General features: G+C 66.6%; 10 protein-coding genes. 5 read left to right on the top strand and 5 right to left on the bottom strand.

The features are described from left to right. Positions 1–26 precede the first annotated feature (26 nt). The 3 genes from DFQ14_RS02735 to DFQ14_RS02725 form a co-directional block, all read right to left on the bottom strand. Positions 27–461 carry an SdpI family protein gene (locus DFQ14_RS02735; RefSeq protein ID WP_114451576.1) on the bottom strand — a complete coding sequence of 145 codons (435 nt, stop codon included), beginning with the start codon at positions 459–461 and terminating at the stop codon, positions 27–29. A gap of 175 nt (positions 462–636) precedes the next feature. Beyond that, positions 637–2,940, bottom strand: coding sequence for an N-6 DNA methylase (locus DFQ14_RS02730; RefSeq protein WP_114451372.1), 2,304 nt, complete (start codon positions 2,938–2,940; stop codon positions 637–639). After that, complete coding sequence (locus tag DFQ14_RS02725) at positions 2,937–3,353, bottom strand: hypothetical protein (RefSeq protein WP_114451371.1); 417 nt, start codon at positions 3,351–3,353, stop codon at positions 2,937–2,939. Before DFQ14_RS02725 ends, DFQ14_RS02730 begins: the two co-directional genes overlap by 4 nt. Before the next feature lie 527 nt (positions 3,354–3,880). Here DFQ14_RS02725 and leuS point away from each other — a divergent pair. After that, a complete protein-coding gene (leuS, locus tag DFQ14_RS02720) occupies positions 3,881–6,802 on the top strand; it encodes a leucine--tRNA ligase (protein ID WP_114451370.1) in 2,922 nt (973 codons plus the stop codon). A 110-nt stretch (positions 6,803–6,912) separates the two neighbouring features. Next, entirely contained in the window at positions 6,913–8,886 is a 1,974-nt protein-coding gene (locus tag DFQ14_RS02715) for an acyl-CoA dehydrogenase family protein (RefSeq protein ID WP_114451369.1), read from the top strand. 225 nt (positions 8,887–9,111) lie between these two features. Here DFQ14_RS02715 and DFQ14_RS21755 read toward each other — a convergent pair whose 3' ends face one another. Then, complete coding sequence (locus tag DFQ14_RS21755) at positions 9,112–9,252, bottom strand: hypothetical protein (protein WP_158546640.1); 141 nt, start codon at positions 9,250–9,252, stop codon at positions 9,112–9,114. Between the two features lie 160 nt (positions 9,253–9,412). Here DFQ14_RS21755 and DFQ14_RS02705 point away from each other — a divergent pair, with 160 nt between their 5' ends. Next, complete coding sequence (locus tag DFQ14_RS02705) at positions 9,413–9,805, top strand: hypothetical protein (protein ID WP_114451367.1); 393 nt, start codon at positions 9,413–9,415, stop codon at positions 9,803–9,805. A gap of 59 nt (positions 9,806–9,864) precedes the next feature. Here DFQ14_RS02705 and DFQ14_RS02700 read toward each other — a convergent pair whose 3' ends face one another. Further along, positions 9,865–10,590, bottom strand: coding sequence for a TetR/AcrR family transcriptional regulator (locus DFQ14_RS02700; RefSeq protein WP_114451366.1), 726 nt, complete (start codon positions 10,588–10,590; stop codon positions 9,865–9,867). Positions 10,591–10,788: 198 nt separating this feature from the next. On the opposite strand from DFQ14_RS02700, the gene DFQ14_RS02695 reads away from it, so the two are divergent. Together DFQ14_RS02695 and DFQ14_RS02690 are read left to right on the top strand one after the other, a co-directional pair. Then, positions 10,789–12,936: an MMPL family transporter gene (locus tag DFQ14_RS02695; protein WP_114451575.1), complete on the top strand. Its 2,148-nt coding sequence runs from the start codon at positions 10,789–10,791 to the stop codon at positions 12,934–12,936. A 4-nt stretch (positions 12,937–12,940) separates the two neighbouring features. After that, positions 12,941–13,264: a glutaredoxin family protein gene (locus DFQ14_RS02690; RefSeq protein WP_114451365.1), complete on the top strand. Its 324-nt coding sequence runs from the start codon at positions 12,941–12,943 to the stop codon at positions 13,262–13,264. Positions 13,265–13,669 lie beyond the last annotated feature (405 nt).

Genomic DNA, 13,669 nt, shown 5'->3' with positions numbered 1-13,669 from the left:
AGAGGCGGCCCTGCGCAACCGTGTCCTCAGCCTCCCTGCAGGGAGCCGCAGCACCCTCCCGCGCAGCCGGCACACGGATTGGCCGAGACCGCTCCGGATGCCGTGCCCGTCGCCGGGACGGTTGCGGCGGCACGGTGGCCGAGCACGCCACCGACGATGGCGAGGGCCAGCGCGCCGACAAACCCGATGCCCAGCACCATGGCGGCGCTCAACGTCGTTGTGAGCATCGGCAGGGATGTGCCGGACAGCAGCAGCACCGCCCCGCTGCCCAACGTGGCCGGTGCCGCGACGCGGTTGCCGAGTTCGAAGGCGTCGCCGTTGCGCATCGTCGCGGGAGTGCGCACACCGACGTAGTTGTTCCGGGGAAGCCGCCCGCGCAGGCTGCGCCACCCGACGAATACCAGCGCGGCACCGCCGAGGAGCAGGAGCGCGCAGAGGATGAGCCGAACCACCGGTGTCACGGACACAGGGTAAGCTCCCGCCCGGATCTCGGCTGCCGGGCACCCGTCTCGGGTGTGCTCTTCCTCATGAAGTGCGAGCGGCAGGCAAGCCGGCTGTGGTTCCTTACCGGGCGGAATCTGCGCGGCTGTACTCGTCGCTTCGGTGACTCAGCGGTCGTTGCGCCGAGGCGCCCGGCTACTCGTCCAACGGGAATGTCCCTGTACCGAGCAGTGCTGTCAGGGAATCGCGGAGTTCGGCGGTGGATTGCTCGATCCGCTCGTATACCGCGATCTTGTCGTCCAGTGCCCCGAGGATCTCCCCGATCGCTTCTTGTGTCCGCAGCGGGGGGAGCGCGACGGGCATGGATCGCAGCATTCGGGCATTCAGGCTGGGAACGGTCGTTCCCGGCGCGTTACCGGCGATCCAGTCCTGTGCCGGTGGGGTGCCGAGCCAATAAGTGAGGTACCGACCTGTTATCGGACCTCGTGGACGTAACCGGAAACAGGCGGTTCCGAGTAATGCCCCGGCGTGCTCCGCGTCGACCAGGGCCTGGCGACCCAACGTGCCGGTTCGCACACACAGCACGTCACCGGCAGCGAGTCGATACCGGGACCATCTCTCGGCAGTGTCAGGATCGACTTTGTCCACGTCTTCGGTGATGAGGCGGTTGTCGCGGATGTTCTTGGGCTTGATGACCGATGTTCCTCCGGCTGAATACTCGAACTTTTTTCCGACTGCTCCCCCCGGGCCGGAAAGCACATCGCAGACTTCACCCAGTGTCACCTGCTCCCATGGTTCCGAGTCATCGCCCATGCGCGAGCTGATCCGATTCAGCTGGTGCTCGGCTTCCGTGTCGGCGCTTGTGCGCAGATTGGACAGTCTTACCAGGTCATTGCGGTGGGCACGTGTTGCTGTGGCGGCGTTGGAGGGAGTGACCTCGGCTGCCGCATCGCTGAGGTATCCCCGTGGGGAGAGGAGGTACTCGTGCTCACGAATTTCGGCAATGGGCACTGCTCGACAGAGCCCTGATTCTGCGGTAGCACTTCCCGCACGAAACTTTCGGTACAGGTCGGCAATCCGCTCGATTTCCTCATCAGCGAGAGCTCGACGGGTGCGCTCGACCATCCGTCCCATACCGGTTGCGTCGAGGAGGAACACCGTCTCCGGACTCTTGTCCTCCGGCTTCTTGAGCACCCAGACACTGACCGATATCCCTGTGGCTTTGAAGAGCTGACCAGGCAACGCGACGACGGCCTCGACCGCTCCGGCTTCGACCATCGCGGCGCGAATCTCACGTTCCCGTCCTCTGCGGAAGGAGGCCCCCTCGGGCATGAGCATCGCCGCACGTCCTTCCGGAGCGAGTGCTGCGATGCTGTGCTGGAGCCAGGCGAAATTAGCCCTGTCCTTTGGTGGAGTGCCGTAGCGCCAGCGTGGATCGCCGGCAGGGTCTCCCCGGAACCAGTCTTGCATGGCAAACGGTGGGTTGGACACGATCACGTCGAAGTCGTGATCTCCTTCGGGGGCATCGTGAAGAGCGTGTACCGCCCCGGGGCCGAGTTCGGCGTCAGCGCCGTGCACGGACAGGTTCATGGCTGCCAGTTTCCGTGAGGACTCCGTGAGTGCGTGGCCGGAAACCGACAACTCCGATGCACTCCCACCGTGCTCCCGAACGAACTTCACCACACCGGTGAGCAGGCTGCCTGTACCGCAACATGGATCATGGATTCTTTCACCGGTACGCGGTTCGACGAGTTCGACCATGGTGCGTACCACGGAGTATGGTGTGTGGAACTCCCCGTGAAATCTGTCGGTGGTGGCGAGCCGCTCCAGCAGGAATTCGAAGAGCCGGTGGGCGTCGGTGTCGGTACCGCTCACCGCATCCGGTGGCTGTACCTGATTCAGCAGGTGGACGATGTCGGCCAGCCCGGTCGCTTGTGCGTGTGATTCGAGTTGCGCCGGATCGACAAGGTCGGGAAGCGTGGATCGGTGGTCATCCGTCGCCTGTGTCAGCACTTCCCGGATTCGCTGCGGTTCTCCACGGGACGAAGCCACTGCCAGCTCACGCCAGCGGAAGGTGTCGTGGACTCGCAGGTAGAGCAGTCCGAGGACCAGATCGCGATAGAAGGGTGCTTCCAGATAATTGCGGTACCCGTCCAACTCCTGCCACAACCCCCGGAGGAAGTCCCCAGGTTTCGATGCGGATGTTTCCGGAGCATTCGGCTGCCGTGGAACCACGATGCCCGCCGAGTCGAGATTCCTTCGGAACCGCTGCCCGTATTCGGCATCCAGCGGCTCGCCGGCTTTGAGTGCGTTTTTCGGGATCTTGCGGCCATCGAGCCAGGCGGCCACATCGTCGACGGCAAACTGCTCACCATCGACGGTGTTCGCCGGGTCCGGGAAGCCCGGCGAGCGCCGTCTCCAATTACTGACCGCAGCCGGTTTGACCTCGGCCAGGCGTGCGATATCGGCCATCGAGATGTGGCCTTCAGAAGTGGTCATCGCAGATCGTCACTTTCGTTGCCGTCCGGTCGTTCGTCTCCGTTCCACACCTCGCCATACCGGACCAGTGCCTCCGGTATTCGATCGAGCGGCCGGACTCGGTCGGCGATGACCGGCGAAAGATGACCGAGCTGCCGGTAGATCCCGGCTCGATAGGAGTGGAGATCGTATTCGAAGATCGGTTCGTAATGCATGATCCGGTTGCGCAGTTTGCGGATATCCTCCAGCTCGCTGTGCAGCGGTCGCCGGGGACCCGAGTAGTGGGGAAAGGCCTTGTGCAGTACCGGGACCCAGAACCTACGATCATATGCTCGACCGCGACTGAGCAACGAGATCCAGAACCCGAGCGTGAGCTTGGCGACGATGTCGTCGGTGCAGGGGGCGATGGAGCTCCGTTCGCCCTGTTGATCCAATCGGATGAGGCGGTGTGCACGCTGTCCTCCGCAAGGTAGCTGTCGTACGGCGCTGAGATCGTGCTAAGCTGACGGTGTAGACCCCGGATTCGCCTCTGCAGCATCAGCTCGAGCTGCAAGCCGTCCGGGGTATTTTTCGTTTCGCCGGAGCTTCGTCGCACCCTGTGTGCTCACCCCGTTGTCGCGATGGCCGCTGTTGTCGATCACGGTATCCGGCAGGCCACTACAGGCCAAGCGCAATGCAATGCGCTCATGTTGTTAACACTCCTCGGAGGAGGAGTTCCCTGGTTCCGGGCGGTAGTGGCGTACGCGCTACCCTGGGCGCGTGAGTACGGCCCGACTGCTTCTTGCGTGGCCGCGCTGACCGCTCCCGCGAAAGCCGGATCTTGCGAGCGGACAGGTCGGCGCGGCAACCCCTCACGCCCGTAAGGCTGAGGGGTTTTCGACTTTTCGGGGGCGGCACCTTCGACAGGTCCAGGGGCCGAACCAGGCGCGCGTTTCGGGCGATGAGGGAAGGAACGCACACGATGAGTGGCGCGGCAGAGAACTCGGCCGACGGCAGGGCGGACCGGTCCGGTACCGAGGAAGTCCCGTCGTTTCGGTACACGGCCGAGATGGCCGGTGAGATCGAGCGACGCTGGCAGCAGCGCTGGGAGGAACTCGGAACCTTCCACACCCCGAACCCCTCGGGGTCGTTGCAGGGGGACACCTCCGGAGCGGAGAAGCTCTTCGTTCAGGACATGTTTCCCTACCCGTCGGGTTCCGGCCTGCACGTCGGCCACCCGCTGGGCTTCATCGGCACCGACGTCTACGCCCGCTTCCACCGGATGCTGGGCCGCAACGTGCTGCACACGATGGGGTTCGACGCCTTCGGTCTGCCCGCCGAGCAATACGCGGCGCAGACGGGTACGCACCCGCGCACGACCACCGAGAACAACATCGAGCGGTACCTGAGCCAGATCCGCCGCCTCGGTCTCGGACACGACGAGCGCAGGCGCATCGCCACCACCGACATCGATTTCTACCGGTGGACCCAGTGGATCTTCCTGCAGATCTTCCACGCCTGGTACGACTTCGACGCCGACGACGGCAAGGGACGTGCCCGCCCGATCGGCGAGCTGGAGCAGCAGTTCGAGTCCGGCGAGCGGGCCACTCCCGACGGTCGGCCGTGGGGAGACCTGACCCGCGCCGAGCAGCGAGCGGTACTCGACTCCTACCGGTTGGTGTACCTGTCCGAAGAGCCGGTGAACTGGTGCCCCGGGCTGGGCACGGTCGTGGCCAACGAGGAGGTCACCGCCGAGGGGCTCAGTGAGCGCGGCAACTTCCCGGTGTTCCGCCGCAATCTCAAGCAGTGGATGATGCGGATCACCGCCTATGCCGATCGACTGGTCGATGATCTGGACCGGCTGGAATGGCCGGAGAAGGTCAAGACCATGCAGCGCAACTGGATCGGCCGCTCGCGGGGTGCCAACGTCGTGTTCGAGCTGCCGGGCTCGACCTCCGGCATCGAGGTGTTCACCACCCGTCCGGACACCCTGTTCGGCGCGACCTACATGGTGCTGGCACCGGAGCACCCGCTGGTCGACGAGCTGATCGCCGCCCGGGGCGAGGACCAGGGCTGGCCGGAAGGCACCGACGAGCGCTGGACGCAGGGTGCGGCGAGTCCGGCCGAAGCGGTCGCCGCCTACCGGCATGCGGCGTCGATGAAATCCGAGCTGGACCGGCAGGAAACCCGGGAGAAAACCGGCGTGTTCACCGGTGCCCATGCGACGAATCCGGTCAACGGCGAGTCGATCCCGGTGTTCATCGCCGATTACGTGCTGATGGCCTACGGCACCGGAGCGATCATGGCGGTGCCCGGCCAGGACCAGCGCGACTGGGACTTCGCGAGCGTGTTCGGGCTGCCGATCGTGCGCACGGTCGAGCCGCCCCAGGACTTCGAGGGCGAGGCCTACACCGGGGACGGCCCGGCGATCAACTCGTCTTCGCAGGTCACCGGCCTGAGCCTGAACGGCCTCGACGTCGAGGAGGCCAAGAAGGAGATCATCTCCTGGCTGGAGGAGCACGGGCACGGTTCGGGCAGTGTGCAATACAAGCTGCGGGACTGGTTGTTCGCCCGCCAGCGTTACTGGGGGGAGCCGTTCCCCGTCGTCTACGACTCCGACGGCACCCCGCTGGGGCTGCCCGAGGATCAGCTCCCGGTGGTACTGCCCGAGGTCGCCGACTACTCGCCGCGCACCTTCGATCCCGACGACGCGAACAGTGAGCCGGAGCCGCCGCTGGCGCGGGCCGGCGACTGGGGCGCGGTCGAGCTGGATCTCGGTGACGGCCTGCGGAAGTACGAGCGGGACAACAACGTCATGCCGCAGTGGGCGGGGTCCTGCTGGTACCAGTTGCGCTATATCGACCCGGACAACGACGAGCGGTTCGTCGACCCGGACAACGAGCGGTACTGGATGGGCCCGCGTCCGGATCGGCACGGCCCCGACGACCCGGGTGGTCTGGATCTCTACGTCGGTGGTGTCGAGCACGCGGTGCTGCACCTGCTGTACTCGCGGTTCTGGCACAAGGTCCTCTACGACCTCGGGCACGTTTCCTCGGAGGAGCCCTACCGGCGGCTGTACAACCAGGGCTACATCCAGGCTTACGCCTTCACCGACTCGCGCGGGGTCTACGTTCCCGCCGAAGAAGTGCAAGAGCGCGACGGAAAGTTCTTCCACAACGGTCAGGAGGTCACCCGCGAGTACGGGAAGATGGGCAAGAGCCTGAAGAACTCGGTCTCGCCGGACGAGATGGCCGATGCCTACGGCGCCGACACGCTGCGCCTGTACGAGATGTCGATGGGTCCGTTGGAAGCCTCGCGTCCGTGGGCGACCAAGGACGTCGTCGGATCGCACCGGTTCCTGCAACGGCTGTGGCGCAACATCATCGACGAGCACACCGGGCAATTGCGGGCCGTCGACATCGAACCCGATCTCGAGATGCGGCGTGCCCTGCACAAGACGATCGCCGGGGTCCGGGAGGACTACGGCGAGTTGCGGTTCAACACGGCCGTGGCGAAGCTGATCGAGCTGAACAATCGGGTCACCAAGGAGTACTCCGCCGTTGCGGGCACCCCGCGTGAGGTCGTGGAGGCGCTGGTGCTGATGGTGGCGCCGTTGACACCGCATCTGGCCGAGGAGCTGTGGTCGCGGCTGGGGCACGAGGCCGGACTCGCGCACGGGCCGTTCCCGGTGGCCGATGAGCAGTACCTGGTCGAAGACACCGTCGAGTACCCGATCCAGTTCAACGGCAAGGTGCGCTCGAGGACCGTCGTGGCCGCCTCGGCCGGGCAGGACGAGATCCGGGAGGCTGCGCTGGCCGACGAGAAGATCGCGGCGGCTCTCGACGGCAAGGAGCCGCGCAAGGTCATCGTCGTGCCCGGCCGCCTGGTCAACGTTGTCGGCTGAGTCGCCTTCCGCGGGGGACGGGCATCACATGGTGAAGTTACCGGTGAGTAACTAGTCTGGGTGGGGAACGCTCCGGCCGGAGCGTTCCCCACACTGGACTGGAGAGGCCGATGCAGATCCCGAGGATGCCCGCAGGATTCGACGCGGCGAAACTCGGCGAGGTACTGGACGGGCGCTGGGCCGATGTCCGGGTGCAGGTACGCGAGACCCTGCGGGACACGGAACTGCCCCCCGGCGATGGCCTGGATGTCGACAGCCACCGGAAGCTCATCCTCGACCAGTTGCACCGCCTGGCCGCAAGCGGGATCCCCCGGCTGGGATTCCCGGGCGAGTACGGCGGCAAGGGCGACACCGGCGGTTCCGTGATCTCGCTGGAGATGCTGGCCGGGAACCTGTCGCTGATGGTCAAAGGCGGCGTGCAGTGGGGCCTGTTCGGTGGTGCCGTGGTGGCCCTGGGCACCGAGCGGCACCACAGCCGGTATCTCGAGCCGATCATGAACATGGAACTGCCCGGCTGCTTCGCCATGACCGAGACCGGGCACGGTTCGGACGTGCAAAGCCTGCGCACCACGGCGACCTACGATCCGGATTCCGAGGAGTTCGTCGTCCACAGCCCGCACGAGTCGGCGCGCAAGGACTACATCGGCAACGCCGCACGGGACGGTCGCATGGCCGTGGTGTTCGCGCAGCTGCACACCGCCGGGCAGGACCACGGGGTGCATGCGCTGATGGTGCCGATCCGCGACGAGAACGGGCATCCACTACCCGGTGTGCACATCTCCGACTGCGGCCACAAGGCCGGCCTCAACGGTGTGGACAACGGTCGCATCCTGTTCGACCGCGTGCGGGTGCCCCGCGAGGCCCTGCTCAATCGCTACGGGGACGTCGAACCGGACGGTACCTACCGCAGCCCGATCGAGGGGCGCAACAAGCGGTTCTTCACCATGCTCGGCACGCTGATCCGGGGGCGGATCTCGGTCGCGGGGACAGCGGGCAGTGCGACGAAGCTCGCGCTGGAGATCGCCCTGCGCTACGGCGATACGCGCAGACAGTTCGAGAACCCCGGCACCGGTGACGAGACTCCGGTACTCGACTACCTCGGCCACCAGCGGAAATTGCTCCCGGCGTTGGCGACGACATTCGCCCTGCACTTCGCCCAGGAGGAGCTCGTCTCGACCCTGCACGATCTGCACAACGCCGAGGAACACGACGAACGCGCCCAGCGCGAGCTGGAGTCGCGGGCAGCAGGGATCAAGGCGGTCACCACCTGGCACGCCAGCCGGACCATCCAGACGTGCCGGGAGGCCTGCGGCGGTGCCGGGTACCTCTCGGAGAACCAGCTTCCACAGCTCAAGGCCGACACCGACGTGTTCACCACCTTCGAGGGAGACAACACCGTCCTGCTCCAGCTCGTCGCCAAGGGCCTGCTGACCTATTACCGGGACCAGTTCGACGATCTCGGCACCCTCGGTCTGGCTCGCTACGTCGCCGACCAGTTCGTCGGCACGGTGATCGAGCGCACGGCAGCCCGGAGGCTGGTCCAGCGGCTGGTCGACGCCGCGCCCGGCCGGGACGACGAGGACGAGATCTTCGACCGCGGTTGGCAGCTCAGGTTGTTCGAGGATCGCGAGAAGCACGTCCTGGACGCTCTCGCGCGGCGCCTGCGCCGAGCGACCGGAGGTGACGCGGACCCGTTCGAGGTGTTCAACAACGCCCAGGACCACGTGCTGCGAGCGGCGCGCGTGCACGTGGACCGCGTCGTGCTCGAGGCGTTCGTCGCCGGCATCGAGCGCTGTGCCGATCCGGACATGGCCTCTGTGCTGGAACGGTTGTGCGATCTGTACGTGCTGTCCAACATCGAAGAAGATCGTGGATGGTTCCTCGAGCACGAGCGGATCGGCACGCGCCGATCGAAGGCCGTCACCGAGGCGGTGAACACGTTGTGCCAGCAGATCCGGCCGCACGCCGTCTCCCTCGTGGAGGCGTTCGGCATCCCGCGTCAGTGGTTGACGGCCCCGATCGCCACCGGTGCCGAATCCGCCCGCCAGGAGGCTCAGCGGGCTCACGACCGCCCTCGGGACTGAGAGGCTTCTCGGACGTGGCCGGGTGGTTGTTCCGATCCCGAGATCCCGTATCAGTGGGTCTTCGGAAGGCGTCCGAGGGATCACTCGCCTCGTTGTGTGCACGGTGGATCTCGGAACGTGATCACTCGGCTCTCCCGGCGTGCCAGGAGAGGAATCTCACGCACGGCGACTTCGGTGTGGCCGCTCGATGTTGGTATGTTGCGCCGCTATGAGGGCTCCCATGCGTCACTCCGTTCCCACCGCTGCTTTGCTGGCGCTGCTGGCCGGTTCCGGAGTCGCGGGTACGGTCACCCTGATGACCAGGGTGGTGCCCTCCATGTCGGAGGACAGTGCCGTGTCGTCGACGGAGTTTCCGCGGCACTCCACGGAAACTTCCCTCGCCGTACCGCGAGGGCCGCTGCCACAGGTGTCGCCGACCTCTCCCGGTCGCCCGCCGGTGGCCGCACCCTCCACGCCGACTTCCGTTCCCGCGCCGCCCCCGGCATCGTCGGATGACCGGAGTGCTCCGGCCGGTATCACAGCACCGATGCCGACCGAGGATTCCGGCTCCACGGAAACCGACGAGGATCCCGGCTCGATCGTGGAAGGGAATCCCGGTGATTCCTCCACGCGGGAGCAGGCCGGGAAGGAGCGGCTCGGCGGTGCGAAGCCTGATGACTCGTCCACGAAGAAACCCACACCGCCGACCGAGGGCGGGCAACCCCCTGCCGAGGGTGAGGAACCCCCTGCCGAGGACCAGGAACCCCCTGCCGAGGACCAGGAACCCCCTGCCGAGGACCAGGAATCCCCTGCCGAGGGTGAGGAACCCCCTGCCGAGGGTGAGGAACCCCCGGATGAGGACGACACCACCCCGCCCCCTTCGTCCGAACCGGACGCCTTGCTCCGGCTCCGGCTGTTGGGGTTGGAGGTGGAGCTGTAACGCGCCTTGCGCGGCTGGATCTCGGTGCGGCAGGCCGATGCCGGACCGAGATCCGGCGGTCAGCTCTCGCCGAGTCCGGCCTCGTGGGCGAGCTCGGACAGGATCGATTCGAACAATCGGTCGGCCTTCCTGATGTCGAAGGGGAAGCGCCCGAACACTTCCAGGGCGACGTGGCCGTACAGACGCGCCCACCAGCGGAGCAGTGAGTGGACCGCATCGGGACCGAGCGCTTCGGGGGGCATCTCGATGCCCTCGTGGGAAAACGCGCTGGCCAGTGCTTCCTGGTTGGTCGCCAACTCGGGCCCGATGTCCGCCGGTGCTTGCTCGGAACTCGCCAGGGAGGCCCCCTCGGCCATCAGGGGCCCGAGGATTCCCAGGAAGACACTGCCGAACTCGTCCTGGCGGATTTGCTCGTCACCGCCGATTTCGCCGGTGGGAGAGGCGAAGACCAGCGCGAATTCGCGAGGGTGGGCGAGTGCCCACTGCCGGAAGCCGCGGCAGACCGTGAACACCTTGGTCAGGTGGTCATCGGACCCCACCGAGTCCAATTTCCCGTCGAGTTCGGTGGCGAGGTCGGTGCAGATGTCCTTGCCGAGCCTGCGGAGCAGGTCCTCGCGGGAGCCGTAGTACCGGTAGAGCGCCGGGGCTGTGATGCCGAGTTCTCGAGCGATGGCGCGCAGGGTCACGGCATCCTGGCCTTGCTGGACGAGAAGCCGATGCGCGTGCTGGCGGATCTCCAGTTCCGTCGCCGCGCGGAGCCGCTCGCGCCGAGTGACTTCGGCCATGTGTCACCCCATCCGGTGTTCGCTGCGATTCGCTGCCCACTGCCGTGAGCAGTACGGTGTGAACGGCGTTTACTTAGTTCACGGCATTCACCTCACCGTAGTCGTTCCACCGGGCGCCCACCACGGATCCGGAGGTCGGAATTGTTCGCTCGCTGGGGATCCTTCGCGCACCGCCACCGGGTTCCGGTGGTGTTCCTCATGCTGCTCGCCGTCGTCGCCGGCGGGGTGTGGGGGCTCGGTGTCTTCGACCGGATGAGTCAGGGTGGCTACGAAACCCCCGGCAGCGAAGCCGCGAGGGTAGCGGAGATCGCCGGGAGTGTGCTCGACGCGCAAAGCGGGGACCTCACCGTCATCTACAGCGTGCCTTCCGGCCGTACCATCGACGACCCGGAGATCGCCGCGCGGATCGAGCGGACTCTGACCGACCTTCCCGACGGTCCCGTCGAGGGGGTCAACTCCTACTGGCACACGCAGAATCCGCAACTGGCCAACCCGGAACACACCAGTGGACTGGCCCTGATCGACCTCGCCGGTGCCGACATCAATGCCGAGAACGAGGCCTACCGGCAGCTGCAGGGGCGGTTCGGCGTCGCGGGAGCAGAGACCGACGTCGCAGGCCAGGTCCCGCTCCAGGTGTCCATCTCGCAGCACTCAACCCGAGATCTCGCCGTGGCCGAAGCGATCTCGATGCCGATCGTGCTGGTACTGCTGGTGATCATCTTCGGTGGTGTGGTCGCCGCCTCCCTGCCGGTACTCGTCGGTGGGATGGCCGTGTTCGGCTCGCTCGGCCTGCTGCACCTGATCTCGCTGCTGGCCGAGGTGAACGTCTTCGCGGTGAACGTGGCCAGCTTGCTCGGGCTCGGATTGGCCATCGACTACGGTCTGTTCCTCGTCGGTCGGTTCCGGGAGGAACTGGCCACCGGTACGGGCACCGGGGAAGCGGTCGGCCGCTCGGTGGCCACCGCAGGCCGCACCGTGGCCTTCTCGGCAACCCTGCTGGTCATCGCCCTGGGCGGCCTGCTGATCTTTCCACAGAGCTTCTTGCGGTCGCTGGCCTTCGGCGGCATGTCCGCGGTCGCCCTGGCCGCGGTGATCTCGCTGACCGTGCTGCCCGCAGTCATGAGCATGCTCGGTCACCGCATCGACAAGCTCGCCGTGCCGTGGCGCAGGAAGTCCGGTGCCGCGGCAGATGAGCAGCGCAGGAAGGAGCGCGGCTGGCGCCGATTCGCCGATGCGGTCATGAAGCGCCCGCTGTTGACAGCCCTACCGATCGTGGTGGTACTGGGTGCGCTCGCCACCCCCTTCGTCACCAGCGCCCGGTTCGGCACTCCGGACGAGCGGATCCTGCCGGAGAACGACCCGGCACGGCAGGCGATCGAGAGGCTGGCGCGCGAGTTCCCCGCCATGGCGGGCACCGACATCAGGGTGGTGCTGCGAGGAGAGGGGCGGACACCACCCGACAGGCAGGTTGTGCAGCGATTCCTCGACCGGATTGCCGACGTGCCTGCAGTCGGCGGGGTGCGGCCCGCCGGATCCGAGGGCGATGTGGTCGTCCTGCAGGCCTCGACCACCGCAGATCCCTACAGTTCCCCGTCGAACCGGGCCGTCGAGGACATCCGCGAACTGCCCCCGCCGCAGGGCGTCGACGTCCTGGTCGGTGGGCCGACGGCGCTGAACCTGGACAGCCTGCAGGCGACCGTGGACAAGCTGCCATGGGTCGCGGCTTTGCTGGTCGGTGCGACCCTGGTGTTGATGTTCCTGGCATTCGGCTCGGTCCTGTTGCCGATCAAGGCGGTCATCATGAGCGTGTTGAGTCTGTCGGCCACTTTCGGGGCGCTCACGTGGATTTTCGTCCAGGGACACGGTGCCGAGCTGCTCGGTGTGACACCGGCACCGATGGAGGTCGGCATCGCCGTGCTGATGGCTTCGGTGGTGTTCGGGCTGTCCACGGACTACGAGGTGTTCCTGCTGTCGCGCATGGTGGAGGCTCGTGCTCACGGCAGTTCCACGAAGGAGGCGGTCCGTACCGGGCTGGCCAAGACCGGACGGGTGATCACGGCCGCCGCCCTGCTGCTCATCGTGGTCACGGGCGCTTTCGCCTTCTCCAGCGTCACCGTGATGCGGCTGATCGGGGTCGGCATGATCATCGCGTTGGCTCTGGACGCGACGGTGGTACGAATGATTCTGGTGCCTGCGTTGTTGGCCCTGATGGGCAATGCCTCGTGGTGGGCGCCGGGCCCGTTGAAGCGGCTGCAGAAACGAGTCGGCGCCGGTGAGGCCGAGGCCGGGCAGCCGGCCGCGAGCGTGTCCGCCACTGATGAGCCGAGTCACAAGCCGGGAGGCTGAATCCATGGGATCGCAGGAAGTCACCGTCTACACCCGCCCCGGGTGCCCGTTCTGCATGTCGTTGCGTGCCGGGCTGCGGCGCCGGGGAATGGACTTCACCGAGGTGGACATCTGGCAGGATCCGGATGCCGCGGCCACCGTCCGCTCCCTTGCCGAGGGCAACGAGACGGTACCGACCGTCGTGATCGGCGAGTGGTCGGCGGTGAACCCCTCGGCGAGCCAGGTTGTGGAGGCTGCCGATACACACGCCCCCGAACGGGTACCGGACCGGAAACCGGGAGCGGTCGAGGGAGCGATCAACGCTCTCGGCTTCCGAAGCAACTCGTAAGAGAGTCCACGGATTGGCTTGCGTAGGGATCGGGTAGGGGAATCCCCCGGCGGTGCCGATTGCGTGCGTGGGAAGAAAGCGGCCGGTGCCGCCTACCCGAGGACCGATGTGACCAAGCAGATGGCTCTACCAATCCGCGCGACCACCAATCCGCGTGCCGGAGAAACCCGTGGTCGCGGCGATACCGCGGGACTTCGGCCCGAGGTCCGAGCTTTCGGCCGTGGTGGCTCGGATGACGGGCCGGGCCGCTGCTGTGGCCGTTCCCGTTCCCGGGGTTCGAGAGGCTGGGGCCGGACGTACGGGGGGCGTTACGGCCGACCCCAGCGGTTGCTGTTCGTCGGTGGCGCGAGACCGGCGAGCAGCAACCACCCCAGTCTGAGGCCTGTACCGTCCACAATGACGTGC

The organism is Halopolyspora algeriensis, from assembly GCF_003337235.1.
Lineage (GTDB): Bacteria > Actinomycetota > Actinomycetes > Mycobacteriales > Pseudonocardiaceae > Haloactinomyces > Haloactinomyces algeriensis.
Note: the sequence above shows the minus strand (reverse complement) of the source record. Positions and strands in the feature narration are given on the sequence as shown.